The following is a 23461-nucleotide window of genomic DNA, read 5'->3' as shown; positions in this document are numbered from 1 at the left end:
ATTTAGCTATTTTAAATAATTTTCAACAAGATTGCGTGTTTCATTTAAAGATTCTATAGGAATGCCTTTTGGCATAGCGCCAAGCTCTCCGTCGACATCCTTCAATATGCTTCCATTCATTCCAAGAAACATTCCTTCACTTACGATGTCGCTGAATGATTGTGGAGGCAATAGGGATACTCCAACCTTGTTTTCATCTTTAACATTCAAATCATTTGTCACGACTGTAATTGCTCTTTTTCCAAGGTTCACGTTACAAAGCATTAGGTTTTCATTTTTAGGGTGTTGTGTAACGCTCATTATTTCTCCGACTTTAATGTCCACTCCCATAATCGGGTCGTTAATAGGGCCTAAAGCCAATCTGTTTTTCAAACCGAGGATTGTGTCTAGGAAAAATCTGACCTTTGCAATATTCTCTTGGGTTTTTTCACGGTCTTCTTTCGGAGCATTGCTCAGGAACTTTTTATTCCAGTCATTTCCTCCCAAACATTCAATAATCTTTTCAGCTTTTTCCATTAATGCTGCAACATCCGGAGAGTTTACAAGTTCATCTCCTTCGAGGTAAGAATAAGTTAATGATTGAAAATCACTATTCATCTGTTTTCCTAAATCAATTGCTTGTTTTTTATTCCAGCTTCCTCTAAATGAAGCAGTTGGAATAAGATTTAGGTAATTCTCTCTTGCTTTACTTGCTACTAAAATTCTGTAATCTTTTGTTGTATCCCACATTTAAAGCCCTCTTTAATGTCTAAATTATATTTTTATTTTAGAATTTAATAAATTTTTTGTAAAAAACTCATTTTTAAACTTTAAAAAAACATAAAGTATTTATATTAACAATTAAATAAAATTATACATATTTATTTAATAATTATATTTAATAATGTGGTGTAAACATGGTAGAAGTTTCAAAATTACGCAGTTTAGATATTTATACCAACACTGGTCATTATGTTGGTCGTGTAGAAGATGTTGTTCTTAATATCAGATTAGGAACTATCTCAAAATTACAAGTTAGAGCTATTGAACAACAACCAAAACCTGCAGGGTTTGTTAATTCATTTTTAGGAAGTATTCGTGGAGAAGTTCCTGAAGACAACAATATGAGATCTTTCCAAAGTGATTTATTAACTGTAGACTTTGATAAAGTTCAAGCTATTGGGGACATTATGTTAATTAATCCAAGAGATATTAAAAAAGTAAACCCTGAACCACCAGTCCCTGAAGTTCCAGCTCCAAAACCTGAAACTCCACAACCACAAGTTGAAACTCAAAGCCAATTCGATACTGAAAGATTTTAAGTAATCTTTCTGTAATTCTTTTTTTTAAAACTTTTTTTTTAGTGTGATTGCTATGAAAGTAGGTATTATAGGATGCGGAGCTATTGCCAACATTATAACCACCAGTATTGTTCCAGAGGATAATGACATTAATATTGCATATTTTTTTGATAAAGACATTGAAAGAGCAGAAAATTTAGCAAGTTTGGCTGGTGGAGTAGCAGTACTTAACTTTGATGATATGTTAAAGGATGTAGATTTAATTTTAGAATGCGCCGCACCGGTTTCAGTTAAGGAATATGCGCCAAAGGTTTTAGAACACGGTATTGACATGATTGTAATGAGCATTGGTGCATTAATGGATAATGAATTTTACAAAGAACTTGAATCATTAGCCAAAAAACACAACGCTAAAATACATTTGCCTTCAGGAGCTATTGTAGGATTAGATGGAATTAAAGCTGTTGCTAAGTTTGGTCTTGAAGAAGTAACTCTTACTACTAAAAAATCACCAAAATCTCTTGGAAAAGATATTGATACTGAAGAAGTGTTGTTTGAAGGAAAAGCCTCTGAAGCAGTAAAAAAATTCCCATTAAATATTAATGTAGCTGCGACTATCAGTCTGGCATGTCAAAAAGATATTGACGTTAAAATCATTGTTGATCCGAAGGTTGATAGGAATGTTCATGAAATTGTAGCAAAAGGAGATTTTGGAGTATTTAAAACAAGAACTGAAAATTTGCCTTGTGAAGCTAACCCAAAAACAAGTATGTTGGCAGCACTTTCTGCAATTAGGCTACTTAAAAGCTTTAATGAAACCATCTGTGTGGGAATGTAAATGAAAGAGTATGAAGTTTATTCATCTTTAAAAGTTCCAAAAAACTCAAAGATTATTGTCCGTTTAGATGGCAGGGCTTTTCATAAACTGTCTTCTGATTTGGAGTTGGAAAAACCGTATGATGAAACTTTTTATAATGTAATCGTAAAAGTTTGTGAGGATTTATTTAGGGAATTTTCACCGGTTTTTCTTTATACATTTTCTGATGAAATAAGCTTGCTTTTAGAAAACATTCCTTTTGAGGGTAGAATTGAAAAAATAAATTCTATCATGGCTAGTTTTACATCTAGTTCCTTTGTGATGAATTATGATGCTACTTTTAAAAAGCCTCCTGCCTTTGATTCAAGAATTATTCCAATAAATGATGAAGATATTTTAAAATATTTCAAGTGGAGGCAGGATGAATCCTGGAGAAATTGCGTTAACTCCTATGGAATCTCATACCTCAAAACTAAGTATTCGAATAATGAAGCCAACGATAAAATAAAAGGCATGAAATTAAATGAAATACATGAATTATTGTTCCAGAATGGTATTAATTTGAATGATGTTGAAACATATAAGAAACGCGGAATAGGAATATACAGGAAAGATAAAAAAGTTGAAGGTTTTAACAAAAAAGAGAATAAAAATCAAATATCCTATAGAAGTTATGTTTACACGGATTGGGAACTTCCGATATTTAGTGAAGATTTCTTTAAAAATATTGGAGCGATAAAATGAGCTTCATTTCAAAGTTACTTGGAAATAACGATGAAGAATTTAGGGAAGTCAGAGTTGATCGTGAAGTTCTTGACTCAGTTATTTATTATTCAAAAAAGGCATATCCAAATGAATTTTTAGCATTCTTCGATGGGGAGATAAAAGATAAAATACTCTACATTACAGGTTTGATTTTCCTTCCGGGGGAAACTTGTGAAACTGGAGCGGTTGTCCACACAGAATTAATGCCCATGAATACAAAATCCGTGGGATCAGTTCATTCCCACCCTGGACCAAGTGCGATGCCGTCAGATGCAGATTTGAAGACTTTTTCAAGAAATGGATATTTTCATATGATTGTATGCCTTCCTTATTCTTTAGAAACTTTTAAATCTTATGACCGCTATGGTCAACCTATGGAGTATAGTGTGGGCGATTATGGATATTTAGTCGATGATAATTCTGATGACTTTTTCGATGAAAGTGATGTTGTAACTGATGATGATGAGTTTAAACCTGGATTTTTTGATGAAGAAGATGATGAATTCTTCAAAACACTTGATGATGAAAGAGTTAATCATTATGAAGAATTTGAAAATCAAAATCGTGTTGAAGTAATATCCAATACTCAAATGCCTCAATTAATTAGAATTGAGTTAAATCCTGATGGTAGTGTTAAAAAAATAATAAAAAAGGAAAAATAAAAAACAATTATGGTGAAAATTGTTTTTTACAAGTTTAAACCGATAGCTTCATAAACGTTGTTCAACTCTCGGATTTCTTTAATGACTGGTGCCGGAATTTCTTTGTCTAAGGTTAGAACCATAATGGCTCTTCCACCTTTTTCATCTCTTCCAACTTGCATAATTCCAATGTTTACGCCATATTCTCCTAATTTTGTTCCAATTTTACCAATACTTCCAGGCACGTCTTCATATTTTGCAATAAACATGTGTCCTTTAGGAATAACATCTACCCAGTAACCATTTACTTTTAATATTCTTGATTCGTGTAAATGAGTACCTTCAGCGGAGAATGTATCGTCATCACTTACTGCAATAACATTAATTAAAGAGTCATATCCTGTAACATTATCTTTCCTGCCTTCAGTGATGCTAATTCCTCTTTCTTTTGCAACAATGGAAGCATTTACCTCATTAACTGGAGAACTTAAAAATGGATTTACGACACCTTTAATCACATTTCTTGTTAAAATTTCAAGATTATCAATTTCTGCTAATTCTCCACTATAAATAATTCCAATTTCTCTGATTTTACCATTAATTCCTTGTGAAACGAAACTACCTAATTTTTCACATAAGTCCATGTATGGAGATAACTCTTGGTAAGTGTTATTGTCAATACGAGGCATGTTTAAAACATTTTTAGGGTTGTTTCCTTTAATCAATTCAATAATTTCATCAGCCACAATAATGGCCGCATCTCTTTGCGCTTCTTTAGTTGAAGCAGCAATATGAGGAGTCAAAACAATATTATCTAATTCGAATAATTTTGAGTCAACAGGAGGTTCTTCTTCGTAAACATCCAATGCGGCTCCACCTATTTTATTATTTACTAATGCGTCATATAACGCGTCTTCATCAATGATTCCACCACGAGCACAGTTTACAATGTATGCAGTGTCTTTCATGGTTTCAAATTGTTCAGTTGAAATTGAATGTTCGGTTTCAGGAGTTAATGGAACGTGAATTGTGATGAAATCTGCATTTTTAAGTACAGTATCTAAATCGGTTAATTCAACACCCATTTGTTTTGCAACTTCTTCAGGCAAGTATGGATCATATGCCATTGCATCCATTCCAAATGCTTTACATCTGTTTACCACTTGTGAACCTATTCTTCCCATACCGATTACACCAAGGGTTTTGTCTCTAAGTTCAACACCCATGAATTTTTTCTTTTCCCATTTGCCTTCTTTAACAGATTTATCAGCAATAGAGATTTTACGGGCCATACTTAAGATTAAACCCATAGTATGTTCTGCAACAGTCACAGAAGTTGATTCAGGGGAGTTAACGACCATGATACCTTTTTCGGTTGCGGCATCAATGTCGATGTTGTCCACTCCGACACCTGCTCTTGCAATGATTTTTAAATTATCTGCTTTTTCAATAATGTCTTTGGTTAATTTTGTTCTACTTCTTACAATAATTCCACCATATTCGTGGATGGTATTAGCCAATTCTTCAGGAGTAATTTCAGTATCTACAACAACATCAGCTACTTCCTTTAGATTTTCTATACCTTTTTCGTTAATAGCATCAGCAATAAGTACTTTCATTTTTTCACCATAATTTTTAAGTAATAATATTAATTAATAATAAATACAACTAAAATATCTATTTTTTATATTATTTAAAAATTTAGACAAAAGTAATGTTTTCATAATTTTTCAGTTAATTATTCTAATTTATTTTTTGACGCGTTCGTTGAAAATATTTTGTGAAGCTATGAAAAGTTACATATTTTTCCTTTAATTTTGACATTCAACATTTAAAGTAATACTTTCAATAATTTTTTATAGTTTGATTGATAAAATTAATGTTAAATTTTTAAAAGGTGATAAATATGGTAAGCATGGATGAATTCCCAATCTCAAGTGCAAATTATATTGCAGGATATAAAATCGTTGAAAATAAAGGATTTGTATACGGTTTAACAGTACGTGCAAGAGGTATCGGCGGAGATATTGGTGCAGGTATCAAAGGACTTTTAGGCGGGGAAATCAAACAGTATGTTCAAATGATGGAAGAGTCAAGAGAAGAATCTATTCAAAGATGCATTGATCATGCAAAGGAATTAGGTGCAAATGCAATTATTTCAATGAGAATGGACTCAGATAGCATTTCTCAAAACATGCAAGAAGTTTTAGCATATGGAACTGCTGTAGTTATTGAAAAAGAATAGGATTAATATGTTTTTTGAGGATTTTGAGTATAAAGGAAAAGTAATTCCGCAGTGTATTTTAGGGTATGGTCCATTCATGGCCGAACTGTACTATGGCCACAGATCAAGACTCTACTTAGATGATTTATATAACAATCCTCAAAATGCTTCTGAAGTTATTGTAGAAGCCTATAATCAAGGTGTAAGAGCCATTAACTTAGTCAATGATTCTAAATTACTTGAAGCTTATGATATTGCTGTATCTGAAGGCTGTGAAATGAAAGTAATTGCAACAATCGGTAAAAGCGATGTCGATTATTTGAATCCGAATTATGAAGTTGCAAAAGAAGTTGACTGGGATGAGGACATTGAATTATTCAGCCAATATGATTGTCCTTTAATGATTGTTGATGAATTTATAACCGATGCATATGATTGGAGGTTAACTTCAAAAATTCTAAATGGAATCAAAGATGCCGGATCACTTTCAGGCCTTTCCACAGCATTTCCATCAAGAACATCAGATTTGCTGGCTGATAATTTGGACATGGATTTATTCGATTTTTATATGATTCCGTATAACAGTTTATCCTATATGATGGATATCAGTGCCTTTAATGCTTCTCAAAGACAAGAATTCATAGAAAAAATAGTTAGTTTAAATAAGAAAATCATTGCCACAAGGATACTCGCAGCGGGCGTCTTAAAACCAAAAGAGGCATTTACATTTTATAAAAATGTTGATTTTGTAGATGCGATTTGCATGGGCGTTGCTAAAGTAGAGGAAGCTCGTGAAGACTTTGAATTGTTAAAAGAATATTAAAGTTTTACAACTTCATATTCTTCAAATGGAATGTATCCATCTTCTTCAAGTGATTGGTTTAAATCAGCCAATCCGTTAATTAAATCTTTTATATTTTTATTGGATGGTTTTTTACCGGTAATTTGCAAATATTGTCTTGGTGAGATTTCACAAAGTTCGCATTCGAAATTGCAACATCTGTCCTTTTCTTCACAGCCGTAACCTTCCTGCTCTTCATCGGTTCCTATAACAATATCGTCAAGTATTCTTGAAACACGTTCATCGGAAGCAAACATCGCTATTTTTTGTGTTTTTCCACATATTCCAATAGCTTTTTGGCCTTTGAAGTTACAAACCCATTTGATTGGATAATTTTCCATGTCAGTTATTTGTAAGTTTTCCATATTACCACTTTAATTTTCTTTTCTCTCTTTAATCATCTTCAATAATTCTTTTGAATTTTCAAATTCTTTTAATTCCCAGGATTTAATAACTGGAATGGTTCCAAGGGATTCTTTTATTTTGTCATTATTAATTATAAAAACAGGTTCTGATGTTGTAACCATGGATAAATCTTTTAAAGGAATCGCCATTCGTTTTAGAGTTTTTTCCGTCCGATTTTTCTCAACATTTGCCATTAACGGCGAATGTTTATCAGAACTTTTCATTTTAGCGACTGCATCAAAAGGACTTTTATTTGTTGATATTACTCCATATCCGAGTTTTGATAAGTCATTAACATCATCGGTATATTCAATGTTTTCCTTTTGGGGTTGTTTTAACAAATCGATATCTAATGTCACTTTTGTATTTAAGATTTCTTCTAAAATCATTGCGGTTTCCGTATTCGCTCTAACAATCCCGTTTTCATATTTATACATTGTAGCACGTGACACATGCGCGAGGCTTGCTAAATCTTTAAGTGACATTGAATATTCTTCACGGTATTGCTTAATAATATTCCCGTCAATTTTAACGAAGTATCCTCCGCGGTCTGCTAAGATTTCAGGGTATTCTCCATATGCAATCATATTTTTTAAGGTATCGAAGCCAATTGTAGGAATCTCATATCTTTCATAAATTACTCCTTCTTCTAAATAACCATTCCTTGACCTTTCACCGATTATGATTGGGGAAGCGAGGAATATGTTGGCTAATTGTTTCATTTCATGAGCATTGTGCTCGTTAATGCTGTCAATGTTTAGAAACGTTTTCAGAAGTAAAATTTGTAAGTTTTTTCTAGCTACAATATCAAAAGAACCCTGTTCATAAATATCCGAGGTTCTAAAACCATTTGAGGTTAATAAGTTTTCAATATTGTGCAAAAGTTGACTTCGAGTTAACATTGTAAATACCTCTCTTAAACTATATATTAATTTAACATTAAATATATTTTAGTAGGTGATTTTGATTAAATATTTATACATTGGAATAGATGATACAGATTCTCCAGATGGAATGTGCACAACATATCTTGCAAGCCAAATTATCAATGAATTCAAGGAGAATGGGATTGAATTAATGGATTATCCTAGATTAATAAGATTGAATCCTTTCGCTAGGCATAAAACTCGTGGAAATGGAGGTGTGGCCTTAAAAATACTAAATGATTCTAAAGTTAGTTTGGCAAAGGAAATTGTTTTGGAATCTGTTGAAAAACTATCAATGTTTGACTGCGATAATACAAATCCCGGTGTAGTCTTTTATGATGGTGAAATCACAAAGGAAATGGAAGATTATGCATTCAGAGCCATCTATGAATTTATAACAATCGATGAGGCTGAAAAGTTTGGAAAATCTGTTGGATGTGAAATTCATAAATTCAAGAAGGGAAGAGGAATAATTGGGTCTATTGCAGCAATCAGTCTGCCTTTATCTGATTTTACTTATGAATTGCTTGCTTACAGGGCACCTGAAAACTTTGGAACTAAACGCCAAATTGATTATGAATCCGTGTATGAAATGGATAAAAAAACTTTCCCGGATACTTTTGAAAATATTGATTACTCTGAAGGATATATTGCAATAGAACCAAAAACACCGTGTCCTGTTTTATATGGAATCAGATCAAATACTCCTGAAGTTTTAAAAGAAGCAAAAAGCATAGTTAAAGTAGCTGAACCGATAGATGATTGGTGTATTTTTAAGACTAATCAACATACTGATATGCATATCCAAAAAGCATCTAAAATTTCAGATATGAAACAGTTTGGATGTTATTGTGTATGTGGAGAGGTGAAAAACAAACCTACAATCATTGATGGGGGGCATATGTTCTTTTATATTCAAGATGAATCAGGGGAAATCGAATGCGGAGCATATGAGCCAACTAAAAACTTTAGAAAAATAGTTTCTTATTTAATGCCTGGTGACATTATTAAGGTGTATGGCGGAATTGGTGAGCAGAATACTTTTAATGTTGAGAAATTCCAAGTTATAAAATTAAATGAAGTTGAATATAAAAACCCTGTATGTAAATGTGGAAAAAGAATGACTTCAGCAGGTAAAGATAAAGGTTTTAAATGCAAAAAATGCGGAAATAAGATAGAATCTAATGAAAAGGTTCCCGAAAAAATTCATCGCAGTTTAAAAAATTCTAAGTTTTATGAAACTCCGGTTTCAGCTAGGAGACATTTGTCCAAACCACTTTGCCGTTTCTAATTTTTCAATAAAAACCTTCATTTTTTTCGTATTTAGTGAAAATTATTACTATATTTTATTCCTATTTGGTGAATTTTTAGCGATTGAATGCTATTAATTTATATATAATGTTTTGAAAAATAATATGTATACTGTAAGAATTAATACTGCAATAAATAATGCTTGGAGTGGATTATTATTCCTGATAAAAAACCAGACACGCATGTTGAACATATTTACCGTGAAAAAACGGATAAACGTATTTTAAAAAGAAATCCATGGAGAGATGTTCGTTTACACGGAACTGTTCTTGTTTTAGTAATTATTGCAGAGTTAATAGGTACAATTAAAATTCCTATCACCAAAGATGTTGCAATTACAATAATGCCTTTGATTTATACTATTATTTTAGGCCTTGCTTTTTATCTAATCAAACCGATCAAATGGATTCATAGAAAGCAAGCCCGTATTGCTGAAGGGGCTATGATGCTTTTCATTGGTGTTTTGATTGCAAAATTAGCTATTTCTAGTGGACAGTCAATCGGTTTGATTTTTGAAATGGGTCCCGCTTTAATATTACAGGAAATCGGGCACTTGGCAACAATTTTGGTACTTCCAATTGCATTGCTTTTAGGATTCAAAAAAGAAGCAATTGGTATGACAAATTCCATTGGTAGGGAACCGAACGTTGCTGTTGTTGTTGATAAATATGGATTTAACTCCCCTGAATCAAGAGGGGTATTTGCGATATTCATTATCGGTACTGTTATCGGTACAATATTTATCAGTTTTTTAGTAACATTTTCACTATCCTTCTTACCACTACACCCATACGCATTTGCGATGGCAAGTGGGGTGGGCAGTGCCAGTATGAATGCTGCAGCTATTGGCCCTACTTTGGCGGCATTTCCAGGAATGGAAACTCAAATTGAAGCATTTGCAGGATTCAGTAATTTATTATCATTCTGTGTTGGAATATATATTGTAATATTTATAGCACTTCCGTTAACAGAAAGAGTATATGATTGGTTAGAACCTAAAATTGGAAGAGATTCAATAATGCCGGAGAAGGAGGATGATAATAATGCCTGATTTGATTGACAGCTCTGAAAACGTATCAGTTCATGGTATTTTCAATTGGATTTTATTGTTATTCATATTTTCAGTCATAACCGCAGTCGGTAATTTCTTGGGTTATCATCATCCTATTGAAGGTTCATTAATTGGGATGGCCATATTGTCTTTCATAACCCTTATAGGAGTATGGCTGGAAAGATACGTGCCATTGGACATTTCTTCAATTCTATACATAAGCGTAATCGGTATTATCGTGGCTTTCCCAGGCATGCCTACTTCAGAGTTCGTTCTAAAATATGTTTCTCAAATCGAACTTTTAGCCATAGTAACCGTATTTTTAGCATATGTTGGTATTGGAATGGGTAAAAGCTGGGATGAATTTAAGGCATTAGGTTGGAGAGCAATTGTCATTACTGTTTTAGTTATTGCAGCAACCTATTATGGAGCAGCTATTGTAGCACACATCGTACTTGTTTTAACCGGTGTTCCAGCTGTTTAAATTAACTTTTTTAATTATAATCTTAACTATTTAATACTACTTTTTACATAGATATATTATAGGTGGGGTATGTTTTTACAAAATATTTCTAAATTTATTTCAAACTATCGCTATGAACAAGCAACTTCAGAATCAATCGCTACGGTAAAAGCAGCATTTCTAGACTTTTTCGGTGTAACTTATAGGGGCATGGCCGAAGAAGCTCCAACAATAGCACTAAACACTGTTGGAGAAATATTTCATGGAATCTCTAATTCAAATCTGGAGGCATCCATAATTGGAACTGGTGTGAAAACAGATGTTCTGAATGCAGGATTGGTAAATGGAGTTTCTGCACATGTATTGGAATTGGATGACGGTCACAGAGGAGCCCAGATTCACTTAGGTTCTGTCATCTTCCCAACAGCTCTGGCAATTTCTGAAGCTTATGATTTGACAGGAAGGGAATTCATAGAAGCTGTCATGGTAGGCTATGAAATAGGCATTCTTTTAGGTAAAATCGTCAATCCCGAACACAGGAACAAAGGATTCCACACTACCGGAACAATAGGCACATTTGTGGCGGGCAGTGTCGCTTCCAAATTGTTGAAACTTGATGAAAATCAAATACTGAACGCTTTAGGGTTATGTGGAACTCAGGCGGCGGGGTTGTTGGAATCAGACCATGGCGGATCAATGGGAAAATCATTGCATGTTGGAAAAGCCGTTTATAATGGAATTTTATCAGCATATCTTGCAAGAAACGGTTTTACTGGAAGCGGAACCATTTTTGAAGGTAACGAAGGATTTTTAAAAACCATGGTTGTTGGCGGCGATGACTTTAAGCAGGAAGATTTCTCATTTGACAATATCTTGAAAGATGTTGGAAAAGTGAGGGTTAGAGATATTTACTTTAAAAAATACCCATTCTGCAGACACCTGCATTCATCAATAGATACGGCATTAAAGCTAAAGGCAAGTATAGGAGATGAATATAACCATATCCAGAATGTGGCCATCAAGACGTATTCCGTTGCGGCGGAACACAACAATTTCAATCCCAAAAATATTGAAGAGTTGAGGCAAAGCCTTCCTTATGCCGTTGCAATTTCATTGGTTGTTGGAGAAGTAAGTGTCGATGACATTAATCAGCTAATGGAATTCGGTCTTTTGGAAAATTATTCGACTGTGGATAAGGTAAAAAGCATCAAACATATAGTTGACCACATGATAATTGTCGAAGATGATAAATTAAATGAATTGTATCCCGAAAGAAGGCCGTCAAATGTCGTTATTAAATTAGACAAAAGCTTTAGAAATGGAATTTTCCAGAACATTACTTTTCTTCCAAAGGGAGATTATGAAAATCCATTCCAGCTAAAAGAATTGATTGACAAGTTCAAAGGATTAAATCCACATTATAATATTAGCAATCTGACAGTAATCGATTCACTTGAAGATTATACAATGAAATATGTTGTTCGCAAATTAAATGAGTAGATATTATGGAAAAAACAAAAAAATTCCTTAAAAAAATAGGTATTGAAGAGGTTTCTGCGGATTATGTCTCCTCCAAAAGATTTGATGATGGAGGCCAGTTCCGTTTTGAAGTTCCGGGAATCCAATCTCCAAAAACAATGAAGGCGCTTCTCGACGAAGCCGGCAAAAATGATATTTTCATTCATCGGGTTACACAGACAAAAGGAATAATGATGTTAACTGATGAAGAGATTATGGAAATGGTTGGCTTGGCTAAGGAGTATGGATGCGAATTGTTTTTGGCAGTAGGTCCAAGGGCTACATACGATACTTCAGCTACTGTCAATACCAAAGAAGGAAGCAGAATTGGTTATAGATTAAGAGGTTATGATAATCTTGTTTATGCAATTGAAGATGTAAAGAGAGCATGCAGGTTGGGAGTTCGCGGAATATTGCTTTATGATGAGGGTCTGCTTTGGGTTCTAAGCAAAATGCGAGAGGAATCCGAAATTCCAAATAATGTTCATTTTAAATTATCTGCTCATGCAGGTCATTCAAATCCAGGATCTGCAAAATTACTTGAAGAAACCGGATTGGACTCACTGAATCCCGTTCGTGATTTGCAAATTCCGATGATTGCAGCCATTAGGGATGCATGTGACATGACATTGGACTTGCACACCGAAAATCCGAAATCAACCGGAGGATTCATAAGGCATTATGAAGTTCCGAAATTCATCAAGGTGGCGGCGCCGGTTTACCTAAAAACCGGAGGATCAGTTGCAGCCAACCATAATTGGGATACAACAGAAGCAGAAGCTATTGCCCGTATTAAACAGGTGAAACTAGTCAAAAGGATGATTGATGAATATTATCCTGATGCAATTGCTTCACCGGATAAGTCCAGTGATTTGGCGGTTCCTGAGTGATTCTATGGATATTTTAAATGATATTTCTAAAGCCATAATTGAGGCTTCAACCACACTTTCAGATGATAAGCATGATGCATTGAAGCATGCAATCGACAATGAAGACAATGAAAATGCCCGCTGGGCTTTATCACAGATTTTAGAAAACTATCAGGTCGCCCAAAAAAACAGATTCCCTTTATGTGACGATACTGGGATTCCTCATGTAATAATTGAAATAGGTGATGAAAGGCAAATCACCGGAGAGTTGTTGAATCAGATTCATGAAGGAATAGCTTTAGGTTTAAATAGTCTCCCAGCCAGGCCAATGGCCGTTAAAGGTGATGAATTAGAACGTATTGAGCAAAATAAAGGATTATATGATGAACCCGGCAAACTCGCCAATGCATCAATATTAATCGATACCATTAATGATGAATCAACTTATAAAAGGGATATTTCTCCAGATACCTTGAATCTGCACTTTCTGCTTGAAGGAGGAGGTCCTGAAATCAGGTCAAAGACTTACAGAGTTTATCATAAGCGGTCTTTTGAAAATGTAATCAATACCGCTTGTGAATGGCTGGAATCATCCCTTAAAATGTTGGGTTGCACCCCTTCAATTCCATCAATAGGAATCGGAAGGACACATTATGAAGCAACTTCACTACTCCTTAAATCCATTGCTTATGGGAATTTAGTAAACCAAAGTCAGTATGAACGGGAAATAACAGACAGATTAAACCAGACAGGTATTGGGCCATTAGGTTTAGGGGGAAAAACAACTGTTTTAGGTTGTTATTTAAATATTGGAAATCAAAGAGCCAGTGGCGTTAGAATAGTCTCTATTAGGCCCTCCTGTTTTGTAGAACCGAGAGTAGCGACATTAAAATTGTAAAGTTTATATATGAATTAAGATTATTTTAAATTAACAAGTGTAAAGGTTTAAAAAATGCAAGAAAATAATTTCAAGGTTAATCCAAAGTCTTTAAAAACTGCGATTACTCGAGTTGAAGAAAATAAAATTGTAACTCGAGGATATAATCAAAGAGATTTGATTGAAAAAATAAGGTATGGGGATATGGTATTTCTACTCCTAAAAGGCAGATTGCCATCTCTTAAAGAGAGTAAAATTTTCAATCATGTTTTAGTTTCTTTTTGTGACCATGGTGTAACTCCCCCAAGCACTCAAACCGCACGTTTGATTGCCTCTTCAGGATCACCGATGAATTCAGCGGCCGCAGGGGCATTTTTATCTTTTGGACATAAACATGCAGGAGCTATTGAAAAAGCAATGGAATTATATCAATCCAAAATCGGTTCAGCACATTTGATTGACGATCCGGACATTGACAATAAGCAGATTGCAAGTTTAGCTATCGAAATTCATAATGAATATATCCTTAAGGACAGAAAGATTCCAGGATTTGGCCACAGATATCATAATGTCGACCCAAGGGCGGACAAATTAATAGACATCGCCATCAATGAAGGGTTCATAGGTCCCCATGTCAAATTGGCATTGGCACTTCAGGATTTGGTTTTTGAAAAGAAAGGCATCCGTTTAAATGTTGACGGTGCAAATGCAGCATTATTGTCTGATTTGGGATTTGAACCGGAGTTAGGTCTTGGAATATTTATGATAGGCAGACTTCCAGGAATTATAGCACATATTCATGAAGAAAAAATGGATGAAGAAGAGTTTAGAAGGTTTTGCGACCTTGATGATGTAGAATACATGGGATGATAAAATGGAATTTATTGACGTTATTAACGAAAGATACAGTGTAAGAGGATATTTAGATAAAGAAGTGGAACCAGAAAAACTGGAATATGTCTTAAAAGCAGCAACAATTGCACCAACAGGTGTAAATAATCAACCATTTAAAGTCTATGTAATTGATACTAAAAAGTATAAAGAAGAGCTATCTGAAATTTATGGAGCTAAATGGTTTGTCGAAGCGCCTTATGTGTTATGTGTAGTGGGTATAAAAGACCAAGCATGGACTAGACCATGGGATCAAAAAAACATTGCTGATATTGATGCAACAATCGTAATGGATCACATGATTCTTGCAGCAACTGATGTTGGCCTTGGAACTTGTTATATTGGTGCATTTAAGAAAAATAAAGCTCATGAATTTTTAAACTTGGATGAAAATGAGGAAGCGGTCTTATTTACTCCATTGGGATATGGTAATGCTGAACCAAGGGACACTCCAAGAAAAGAATTAGACGAATTTGTAGTTTATATGGATTAAAATGGATTTATTTATATTGCATGCAGACAATTCTAAAGAAATGGAAGAGATTTCCGAGGAATTGTCTCAAAATAAATTTAAAAAGATTGAAGAACAGGATAATTATATCCTGATGAAAAAAAGAAGGTATGGAAATCTTTTAATTCATGCAGTTTGTTTGATAACTGCTTTGAGCTTTATTGGAATACTAATTTTCATTAATGTAGCATATTTTGCATATTCTTTTTTATGGGCTTCCCCACATGTATTGATTACAACAGAAACAGTTGGAGATAATGGAGAACCATTGGAATTTAGTAATATGGATGAAATACTAAAAAAGGCTACTGCACTTATATAATTTCATCAACATGATACTCTTCTATTTTTCTTATTAATAAGGGATTTTTACAATTAAGATACTCGGATTCCTCACCTATCTTTGCATTGATGAATACTTCATTGGCGGTAGGTTCTGCAAACAATGTGAATATGTCGGATATGAACTCGTCATAATCCTTTTGAACATTTTCGTCACTAAAACCCAAGATAGGAATCTCATTAGTCCAAATATCTTCGCCGGGTGAGAACTTCTTATCAATAACTTTATCGTCTTTTACTTCACCATCCAATGTGAGTGAAAAATTTTTGTTTAAAATTATCCATACTGCTCGTTCCATGATATTAGTTAAGATAAAATCATATAAATATCATGAAGATTAAATTAAAAACTAAGTGTTATTATGGCAAATGTTAAGATGTTTAAATTATTAGGGGTACTGTTAGCATTAGTGTTAATTGTTTGGGCAATTGCTCCATTCTTAAGACACCAACCAATTACAACTGATGTGATGGCTACTGCAATTATACTGATTTTAATAGCTGTTGCTTACTTCATCATATTATTCAATCCAAGTTGGACCAAGGCTGTATTCTTTTTTGAGGGTATTGTTATAGGGGTAAGCGGGTATATGTTACTTGATTATCCATACAGTTTAGAGTTCGTAATTGTTGGGTTAATTATTGTCTTAATAGCAATTCTTGCTTATTTGCAAAAGTTACCTCCTGCTATATTGAAATGGTTTTATAGATAATTTAATTATCTCTTATTCTTTTTTTTATCCGATATTTTCATGCAAATTTTCTTTTTTAAATACTTTTTTTTATTCAAAATTAAATTTTACAAACTCTAAACAAAATTTAATAGTAAAAGATATATATATTGCTCAACAAAAATAAATACACCATGGTGATTAATTATGGCAGAGATATCAGACGCAATCGCAATGATAAAAAAAGCTGAATCCGATGCTGAGCAACTTATTGCTGATTCAGAAGTTAAATCAAAAGATTTAATCGCTGAGTCCAAAGTTAAAGCTGAAGAAATTATTTCTATGGCTAAGTTGCAAGCTGAAGATGAAGCTAACGATACTGTTTTTGATGCAGAAGATAAAGCTAAAAAAGAAGCACAATCTATTGCCGAACAGTCCAAATTGGATGTGAAATCCATTAAAGACAAATCTATGGCAAATGTAGATGAAGCTGCTTCTATTATTGTCAAAAATATTTTGTAGTGTGAGATTATATGTTCAAGACAGCTAGAATGCGAAAAATTAGAATAGTTACGCTGGAAGAGTATGTGGGTCCTACAGTGGATGCGCTCCACGAATCAGGGCTTATACAAATCAGCGATATTTCTGAAAGCATTCAGCAAGATCCTGAATTAGCGGAATTAGTAACTCCTGCTAAAGCTACTCCATTTACTGGTAAATTATCTTCTCTTCTCATGAAAACAAACGGTATATCTGATTTATTAGGTAATTCTTTATCAGAAGGCCATGGGTTAAAGGACACATTAATGTCTTTTATTAGTCCAGATATGCCTGTTCAAAAGGAAGTTGAGAAGTTAGACACTGAAGCTTTTATTGCAAAAGCTGAAGACACTCTAGGTCAAGTGGAAGCCAAAACAGGTGTTATAGAAGAAAAATTATCCGCACTCGACGCTGAAACAAGTGAACTACAGTCTAATAAAAGTTTGGCTAATCGCTTATCTAATTTTGACATGAACTTAGCTGACTTAAAAGATTCAAAGTACACTTCTACTACTGTTGGAAGGATTAATGCTGAATCTGCTTCAGAAATCAAAAACGAATTAAGTAAATTGACAGACGAATTAGATATTTTTACTGTTCCTGCGGATGATAAAGAAAGTGAAATTATTGTCGTAGTAACATTAAAAGAATTAAGTGATGATGTTTATTCAACACTTCGTAAATTTGACTTTGAGAAAATTGATGTAGGTAATGTTGAAGGTACTCCTCAACAAATCATTTCAAATGCCGATTCAAGATTATCAACCATCGAATCTGAACGTGCTTCAGTCAAAACTGAATTAAGGGCAGTTGCAGAACAATGGGACGATGACATATTGGCTCTCAAAGAACAATTAGAAAATGAAAAAGAAAAGAACGAGATTCTTTCATCCTTTGTTCAAACTAAAGATGCTTATGTACTTGAAGCATGGGTGCCTGTAGAAGACACTGAAAAAGTCGAACAAATAGTTGAAAAGAGTTCTGACGGACATTGTGCCTTTGAAACAATTGAAGTTGAAGGTACAGATGATGAGAATGTTCCTATTTTACAACAAAATGGATGGTATGCAAAACCTTTCGAATACCTCGTAGATATGTACGCTCCAGTACGTTATAATGCGATTGATCCAACAATATTTGTTGCAATTACTTTCCCATTCTTCTTCGGTTTCTGTTTAACCGATGCAGTATATGGTTTGGTTGTAGCAGCTATTGGTGTAGTATTATTGAAAGGTCTTGGTAAAATCAAAGAATCAATGCATTCATTCGGTTGGATTTTAATCTGGTCAGGTCTGTGGGCCGTAGTACTGGGTTTGATAACCAATGGTTTTATTGGGGACTTCCCAGAAAGAATCGCTGGGTTCCGTTTGCCAACCGTATTCGCTCCTGTTGAAGCATTCAAACATCCTGAAACCATTTTGATAATAGCTATTGCTGTTGGTTTAATATACGTCAATATTGGATTCATATTAGGTGCTATTAACAACTTGAGATACGGAAGGACTAAAGAGGCTTTAGGTTCTCAAATTTGTTGGTTTGTATTTGAAGCAGGATTACTTTTACTTGTTTTAGGATATATGATGCCTGCAATCGGCATGATTGGTATGGCATTAGGTGGAATTTTAATACTTGCAGCTATTGGAATATTAATTTGGGCTAATGGTGCATTCGGATTAATGGATATCTTCGGATTCTTGGGAGATGTTTTATCCTTTGCTCGTCTTTTAGCATTATGTTTAGCTACCGGTGGTATTGCTATGACTGTAAACATCTTAGCACAAATGCTTGATCAAATGGTTCCATTTGCAGGAATTGTACTTGCAGTAATCGTTTTCATATTCGGTCATATAGCAAACTTCGCTTTCCAAGTATTAGGTGCATTTATTAACGCTTTACGTCTTAACTATGTAGAGTTCTTCGCACAATTCTTTGAAGAAGGTAAAGGTAAATTTGAAGCTTTCAAAGCAAAAAGAACATTTACAAAAATTAAATAAAATTTTTCATTTATATCTTAAATTAAATTTAAAAAATCAATATTATTTCAAAGGTGAATAAATATGGTAGAAATTGCTTTAGGTACTGCTTTAGCAGCTATTGGTGCTGGAGTAGCAATTGGTTTTGCCGGATTAGGTTCCGGTTTAGGTCAAGGTATGGCAGCTGCTGGTTCTGTAGGTGCAGTTGCAGAAGACAATGACATGTTTGCAAGAGGTATTATTTTCTCTGCATTACCAGAAACTCAGGCTATTTACGGTTTCTTGGTTGCAATCTTATTATTAGTATTCTCAGGATTATTAGGTGGAGGACAAGGATTACCTACTGAAGCAGGTATTGTAGCTATTGGTGTAGGTGCATCCATTGGTTTTGCTGGTTTAGGTTCCGGTATGGGACAAGGTATGGCAGCAGCATCCTCTGTCGGCGCTATCGTAGAAGACAATGATATGTTTGCTCGTGGTATTATTTTCTCTGCATTACCAGAGACACAAGCTATTTACGGTTTCTTGATTGCTATTTTACTTATGGTATTCGGTGGAATCTTAGGTTAAGGAGGCAGTTTATATGAGCTCAGGCACAAGTAAAATTGTTGAAAGCATTATGTCTGTAGCCCAAGAGAAAGCTGATTTAATCATTCAAGATGCTAATGCAGAAGTTTCACAAATTAATGCAAGTGCAGAAAAAACTGCTGAAGCCGAAAAAACAAAAATTTTGGAAAATGGTAAAAAACAATCTGATATGAGATATCAGCAAATTATCTCTGAAGCTAAGATGAATGCTCGTAGAGCAGAATTAGGCGCTAAAGAAGAAGTTATCGAAGCGGCTTTTAATCAAGCTGTTGGAGAATTAAAAATCAAAGCTTCTTCTGGTGACGAAGAATACAAAGAATCATTAAGTAAAATGATTAAAGAAGCTGCTGAAGAACTCGGCGGTAATGATTTAATCTTACAATTAAATGAAGCTGATACACAGAAAATTAAAGACGACTTATCTTCACAAGGTTCAGACTCTTTTGAATTAGGTGGTATTAACTTTACCTTAGGTGAACCTATTAATGCAATTGGCGGCGCTATCTTAAAAACCGCTAATGGAGATATTGAAGTAAATAACACAATTGAAGCTAGATTAGAAAGATTTAAAAGTATCTTACGTAGTGAAGTTGCTGAAATATTATTTAAATAATTAGGAGGATAAATTATGGCAGATGGAATTGCTACCTTAATAAGTTCTGTAGGACTTACACAAGAAACATTTCTTGTATTTTGTATCTTAGCAGTCCTTGTTGTAGGTGCAGTAGTTGTAATCATTACATCCAGACCAATTTTGGACATTTATCCTTATCTTAACCCAAGTGCAAGAGTAAGAGCTAGAAAAGGAAGATTATTTGATGAAAAACAAATTTCCGAACTCGTTGAAACCAACGATGTTGAAGAAGTTGAAAACTATCTCAAAGGTGTTCCTGAATATGCTGATGTTTTAGATGCTTATCCGCTCGATAAAGCATTAGACGTAGAACGTGCTAACACTTATGATTTCGTTGCAAGAGTAGCTCCTAAGGACATAAAAGATCCTTTTGTTGTAATGTCTAAAAAATCAGATATCGACAACATCAAAAGTCTTTTAACCGCTAAGGAAGTTGGTCTCGGTCCGGAAGAAACAAGGGAATTGTTAATTCCTAGCGGATCACTATACGACGAATTGGATTCATTAGCTGACACCGAAACTGTTACTGATATTGTAACCAGTTTGGACGGCACTGAATACGCAGCAGCTCTAGAAGATGCTCTTCCACAATATGAAGAAACTAATATGGTTCTTCCTTTAGAATCTGCTTTAGATAAATATTATTTAGGCAAATTATTACGTTCTTCTGATGTTCCTTCCGATGAAAATAAACAAATTTTATATTCATATGTTGGAACTCAAGTTGATGTAGCTAATCTTAAACTAATTATAAGGGCAAAACAAGATGGCCTTGATTATGATGCAATCGCCCCTTATATATTAGAGGAAGGATACCAATTACGTGATTGGAAACTAAAAGATTTAATGGAATCTCCAGACGTTACAAATATCGTTTCTGGTTTAGAAGGAACAAAATATGCTGATGCTTTAACTGATGTAATGCCAGTATATAACGAAACTGGTTCAGTAGCAGTATTCGAAAAAGCATTAGATGGTTACACTTCAGATTATTCAAAATCTTTAGCTTCTAAAAAACCATTAGGTATTGGTCCAATTATTGGTTATTTAAGTCAAAAAGAAAATGAAATTAAGAATTTAAAAATTATTGCAAGAGCAAAAAGAGAAGCAGACTTCCCTAATTCTAAAATCATGGAGATGTTAATATGAGTTCAGTAGCAATTATAGGTGATATTGACACTGTTTCCGGATTTAGATTAGGTGGTGTCAAAAGAGCAGAAGTAGTAAATACTCCTGAAGAGGCTATCGCAGCTTTTGATAAATTTTTAGATGAAGAACTTTCAATTATTATCATTACTCAATTAATGGCAAATGAAATAAGAGAGCATATTAATAGGAAAATTGGTTCTGATGTATTACCAATGATAATTGAAATACCTGATAAAGATGGGTCCTCAGGAGGATCATCTGATCAAATAAATGACCTTATTAAAAGAGTTATCGGGGTAGAGATGGTTAAATGATTATTGAAGGAAATATTATTAAGATTGCTGGGCCTGTTATTATCGCAGATGGTATGAGAGGGGCTCAGATGCTTGAGATGGTAAGAGTAGGTGATGAAAAGCTTATCGGAGAAATTATCGAGCTTGAAGGTGACACCGCAACTATCCAAGTATATGAAGAAACAGCCGGTATCCAACCGGGTGAAGTAGTTGAATGTACTGGAGGTCCATTGTCCGTAGAACTCGGTCCAGGTATTATGAGTTCTATTTACGATGGTATTCAAAGACCTTTAAGAATCATCAGAGAAGTGTCTGGTGATTTCATTGCAAGAGGAATTGATGTAGATTCCATCAACAAAGAGAAAAAATGGGCATTTAAACCAGTAGCAAAAGTCGGAGATGTTTTAAAAGCCGGTGATGTACTTGGTGAAGTACAGGAAACCACTGCAGTTTTACACAAAATTATGGTGCCTCCAACATTAGAAGGTGAAGTAACTGAAATTGCAGCTGAAGGTGAATACACTGTACTCGAAGACATCGCTGAAGTAGGCGGCGAAAAAGTTCAAATGCTCCAAAAATGGCCTGTAAAGAAAAGTCGTCCATATGTAAGAAAATTAGACCCAGATATACCATTAGTCACTGGTCAAAGGGCACAAGACACTTTCTTCAGTGTAGCTAAAGGTGGGGCAGCAGCTATTCCAGGTCCTTTCGGATCAGGTAAAACTGTTACACAACAACAATTAGCTAAATGGGCAGACGCAGACATCGTTGTATATATCGGATGTGGAGAACGTGGTAACGAAATGACTGACGTACTTACCGAATTCCCATTCCTCGACGACCCTAAAACAGGAAACCCATTGATGGACAGAACTGTTCTTATTGCTAACACTTCCAACATGCCGGTAGCAGCTCGTGAAGCATGTGTATATACTGGTATGACTATTGCTGAATACTACCGTGACCAAGGTTACGACGTAGCGCTCATGGCGGACTCAACTTCAAGATGGGCTGAAGCTATGAGGGAGATTTCAGGAAGATTAGAAGAAATGCCTGGGGAAGAAGGTTACCCTGCATACTTAGCATCAAGATTAGCTCAATTCTACGAAAGAGCTGGAAGGGTAGAAACTATTGGTACAGAATCAAAAATAGCATCTATTTCCGTAGTCGGTGCAGTATCACCTCCTGGTGGGGACTTATCTGAACCTGTTACACAAAACACATTACGTATCTGTAAAGTGTTCTGGGCGTTAGATGCATCTCTTGCAGATAAACGTCACTTCCCTTCAATCGACTGGTTGCAAAGTTATTCCTTGTACATTGACAGTATTGAAGGATGGTACGCAGAAAATGTAGCGGCAGACTGGAGAGCAACTCGTGACAAAGCTATGAGTTTGTTACAAAAAGAATCCGAGTTACAAGAAATTGTACAATTAGTCGGTCCTGACGCATTACCTGAAACCGACCAAGCTACATTAGAAGCTACCCGTATGTTAAGAGAAGACTTCTTACAACAAAATGCATTTGATGACGTAGATACATACTGTGCTCCTGATAAACAGTACAAAATGTTAAAAACTATTCTTAAGTTCTACGATGAATCTCTTGCAGCTGTAAACAGAGGTGCTCCAATTGCAAATATTGTTGCATTACCTGTAAAAGAAGAAATCGGTAAAATGAAATACATCCCACAAGATGTATTTGATGAAAAAGTTGCAGAAATACAAGCAGCAATTACTAAACAATGCAGTGAGGCTTAAAAATGAATACAAATATTAAAACTAGAGAATATACTACTGTATCTGAAGTCTCAGGTCCTTTAATGGTTGTTGAAGGAGTAGAAGGCGTTGGTTACAATGAAATTGTAGATATTGAAACACC

General features: G+C 34.5%; 28 protein-coding genes. 23 read left to right on the top strand and 5 right to left on the bottom strand.

The window, feature by feature from the left end; genetic code table 11:
- Positions 1-6: 6 nt before the first annotated feature.
- On the bottom strand, positions 7-729 hold the full coding sequence (locus IKS50_RS03700; RefSeq protein ID WP_292845559.1) for a tRNA-binding protein: 723 nt from the start codon (positions 727-729) through the stop codon (positions 7-9).
- A gap of 167 nt (positions 730-896) precedes the next feature.
- Here IKS50_RS03700 and IKS50_RS03695 point away from each other — a divergent pair, with 167 nt between their 5' ends.
- Genes IKS50_RS03695 through IKS50_RS03680 form a run of 4 tightly spaced genes read left to right on the top strand, consistent with a single transcriptional unit; the run spans position 897 to position 3524 of the window.
- Entirely contained in the window at positions 897-1301 is a 405-nt protein-coding gene (locus IKS50_RS03695; protein ID WP_292845556.1) for a PRC-barrel domain-containing protein, read from the top strand.
- Positions 1302-1353: 52 nt separating this feature from the next.
- Positions 1354-2118 (top strand): aspartate dehydrogenase, encoded by a 765-nt coding sequence (locus IKS50_RS03690; protein ID WP_292845552.1) that lies wholly within the window; start codon positions 1354-1356, stop codon positions 2116-2118.
- Entirely contained in the window at positions 2119-2841 is a 723-nt protein-coding gene (locus tag IKS50_RS03685; protein ID WP_292845549.1) for a tRNA(His) guanylyltransferase Thg1 family protein, read from the top strand.
- A complete protein-coding gene (locus IKS50_RS03680; protein ID WP_292845546.1) occupies positions 2838-3524 on the top strand; it encodes a Mov34/MPN/PAD-1 family protein in 687 nt (228 codons plus the stop codon). Before IKS50_RS03685 ends, IKS50_RS03680 begins: the two co-directional genes overlap by 4 nt.
- A gap of 26 nt (positions 3525-3550) precedes the next feature.
- Here IKS50_RS03680 and serA read toward each other — a convergent pair whose 3' ends face one another.
- Complete coding sequence (gene serA / locus IKS50_RS03675) at positions 3551-5122, bottom strand: phosphoglycerate dehydrogenase (protein WP_292845543.1); 1572 nt, start codon at positions 5120-5122, stop codon at positions 3551-3553.
- 287 nt (positions 5123-5409) lie between these two features.
- Here serA and IKS50_RS03670 point away from each other — a divergent pair, with 287 nt between their 5' ends.
- Together IKS50_RS03670 and IKS50_RS03665 are read left to right on the top strand one after the other, a co-directional pair.
- On the top strand, positions 5410-5748 hold the full coding sequence (locus IKS50_RS03670; protein ID WP_292845540.1) for a heavy metal-binding domain-containing protein: 339 nt from the start codon (positions 5410-5412) through the stop codon (positions 5746-5748).
- A gap of 7 nt (positions 5749-5755) precedes the next feature.
- Positions 5756-6550 carry a hypothetical protein gene (locus IKS50_RS03665; RefSeq protein ID WP_292845537.1) on the top strand — a complete coding sequence of 265 codons (795 nt, stop codon included), beginning with the start codon at positions 5756-5758 and terminating at the stop codon, positions 6548-6550.
- Here IKS50_RS03665 and IKS50_RS03660 read toward each other — a convergent pair.
- Together IKS50_RS03660 and IKS50_RS03655 are read right to left on the bottom strand one after the other, a co-directional pair.
- Complete coding sequence (locus tag IKS50_RS03660) at positions 6547-6933, bottom strand: hypothetical protein (RefSeq protein ID WP_292845534.1); 387 nt, start codon at positions 6931-6933, stop codon at positions 6547-6549. The genes IKS50_RS03665 and IKS50_RS03660 overlap by 4 nt on opposite strands.
- A gap of 9 nt (positions 6934-6942) precedes the next feature.
- Positions 6943-7875, bottom strand: a complete 933-nt coding sequence (locus IKS50_RS03655) for a transcriptional regulator (RefSeq protein WP_292845531.1) — start codon at positions 7873-7875, stop codon at positions 6943-6945.
- A 55-nt stretch (positions 7876-7930) separates the two neighbouring features.
- Between IKS50_RS03655 and IKS50_RS03650 the strand changes: the two genes are divergently transcribed.
- From IKS50_RS03650 to IKS50_RS03610, 9 genes are all read left to right on the top strand, one after another.
- Positions 7931-9190 (top strand): tRNA(Ile)(2)-agmatinylcytidine synthase, encoded by a 1260-nt coding sequence (locus IKS50_RS03650; RefSeq protein ID WP_292845528.1) that lies wholly within the window; start codon positions 7931-7933, stop codon positions 9188-9190.
- 162 nt (positions 9191-9352) lie between these two features.
- The gene (locus IKS50_RS03645) at positions 9353-10261 is read left to right on the top strand and encodes a DUF3100 domain-containing protein (RefSeq protein WP_292845525.1); all 909 of its coding nucleotides are present in this window, start codon (positions 9353-9355) and stop codon (positions 10259-10261) included.
- On the top strand, positions 10245-10745 hold the full coding sequence (locus IKS50_RS03640) for a hypothetical protein (RefSeq protein ID WP_292845522.1): 501 nt from the start codon (positions 10245-10247) through the stop codon (positions 10743-10745). Before IKS50_RS03645 ends, IKS50_RS03640 begins: the two co-directional genes overlap by 17 nt.
- A 69-nt stretch (positions 10746-10814) precedes the next feature.
- Positions 10815-12224, top strand: coding sequence for an MmgE/PrpD family protein (locus tag IKS50_RS03635; RefSeq protein WP_292845519.1), 1410 nt, complete (start codon positions 10815-10817; stop codon positions 12222-12224).
- Between the two features lie 5 nt (positions 12225-12229).
- On the top strand, positions 12230-13132 hold the full coding sequence (locus IKS50_RS03630) for a peptidase (protein WP_292845516.1): 903 nt from the start codon (positions 12230-12232) through the stop codon (positions 13130-13132).
- Positions 13133-13136: 4 nt separating this feature from the next.
- On the top strand, positions 13137-14009 hold the full coding sequence (locus IKS50_RS03625; RefSeq protein WP_292845513.1) for a fumarate hydratase: 873 nt from the start codon (positions 13137-13139) through the stop codon (positions 14007-14009).
- 54 nt (positions 14010-14063) lie between these two features.
- A complete protein-coding gene (locus tag IKS50_RS03620; protein WP_292845510.1) occupies positions 14064-14858 on the top strand; it encodes a citryl-CoA lyase in 795 nt (264 codons plus the stop codon).
- A gap of 4 nt (positions 14859-14862) precedes the next feature.
- The gene (locus IKS50_RS03615; RefSeq protein ID WP_292845507.1) at positions 14863-15372 is read left to right on the top strand and encodes a nitroreductase family protein; all 510 of its coding nucleotides are present in this window, start codon (positions 14863-14865) and stop codon (positions 15370-15372) included.
- Position 15373: 1 nt separating this feature from the next.
- The gene (locus IKS50_RS03610; protein ID WP_292845504.1) at positions 15374-15712 is read left to right on the top strand and encodes a hypothetical protein; all 339 of its coding nucleotides are present in this window, start codon (positions 15374-15376) and stop codon (positions 15710-15712) included.
- On the opposite strand, the gene IKS50_RS03605 is transcribed toward IKS50_RS03610, so the two are convergent.
- Entirely contained in the window at positions 15705-16031 is a 327-nt protein-coding gene (locus tag IKS50_RS03605) for a hypothetical protein (protein ID WP_292845501.1), read from the bottom strand. The genes IKS50_RS03610 and IKS50_RS03605 overlap by 8 nt on opposite strands.
- A gap of 63 nt (positions 16032-16094) precedes the next feature.
- Here IKS50_RS03605 and IKS50_RS03600 point away from each other — a divergent pair, with 63 nt between their 5' ends.
- The 8 genes from IKS50_RS03600 to IKS50_RS03565 all read left to right on the top strand — a co-directional run bounded on the left by IKS50_RS03600 (position 16095) and on the right by IKS50_RS03565 (position 23340).
- Positions 16095-16445 (top strand): hypothetical protein, encoded by a 351-nt coding sequence (locus IKS50_RS03600; protein ID WP_292845498.1) that lies wholly within the window; start codon positions 16095-16097, stop codon positions 16443-16445.
- Positions 16446-16610: 165 nt separating this feature from the next.
- Entirely contained in the window at positions 16611-16925 is a 315-nt protein-coding gene (locus IKS50_RS03595) for an HrpE/YscL family type III secretion apparatus protein (protein WP_292845495.1), read from the top strand.
- An 11-nt stretch (positions 16926-16936) separates the two neighbouring features.
- Positions 16937-18937, top strand: a complete 2001-nt coding sequence (locus IKS50_RS03590) for a V-type ATP synthase subunit I (RefSeq protein WP_292845492.1) — start codon at positions 16937-16939, stop codon at positions 18935-18937.
- Positions 18938-19000: 63 nt separating this feature from the next.
- On the top strand, positions 19001-19486 hold the full coding sequence (locus IKS50_RS03585) for a V-type ATP synthase subunit K (RefSeq protein ID WP_069573492.1): 486 nt from the start codon (positions 19001-19003) through the stop codon (positions 19484-19486).
- Between the two features lie 13 nt (positions 19487-19499).
- Positions 19500-20117 carry a V-type ATP synthase subunit E gene (locus tag IKS50_RS03580; RefSeq protein WP_292845489.1) on the top strand — a complete coding sequence of 206 codons (618 nt, stop codon included), beginning with the start codon at positions 19500-19502 and terminating at the stop codon, positions 20115-20117.
- Between the two features lie 15 nt (positions 20118-20132).
- A complete protein-coding gene (locus tag IKS50_RS03575) occupies positions 20133-21287 on the top strand; it encodes a V-type ATP synthase subunit C (RefSeq protein WP_292845486.1) in 1155 nt (384 codons plus the stop codon).
- Positions 21284-21601: a V-type ATP synthase subunit F gene (locus IKS50_RS03570; RefSeq protein ID WP_292845484.1), complete on the top strand. Its 318-nt coding sequence runs from the start codon at positions 21284-21286 to the stop codon at positions 21599-21601. Before IKS50_RS03575 ends, IKS50_RS03570 begins: the two co-directional genes overlap by 4 nt.
- Entirely contained in the window at positions 21598-23340 is a 1743-nt protein-coding gene (locus tag IKS50_RS03565; RefSeq protein WP_292845481.1) for an ATP synthase subunit A, read from the top strand. The genes IKS50_RS03570 and IKS50_RS03565 overlap by 4 nt, the downstream gene beginning before the upstream one ends.
- Positions 23341-23461 lie beyond the last annotated feature (121 nt).

It is taken from the genome of Methanobrevibacter sp. (genome assembly GCF_017539065.1).
In the GTDB taxonomy this organism is placed as follows: domain Archaea; phylum Methanobacteriota; class Methanobacteria; order Methanobacteriales; family Methanobacteriaceae; genus Methanocatella.
Note: the sequence above shows the minus strand (reverse complement) of the source record. Positions and strands in the feature narration are given on the sequence as shown.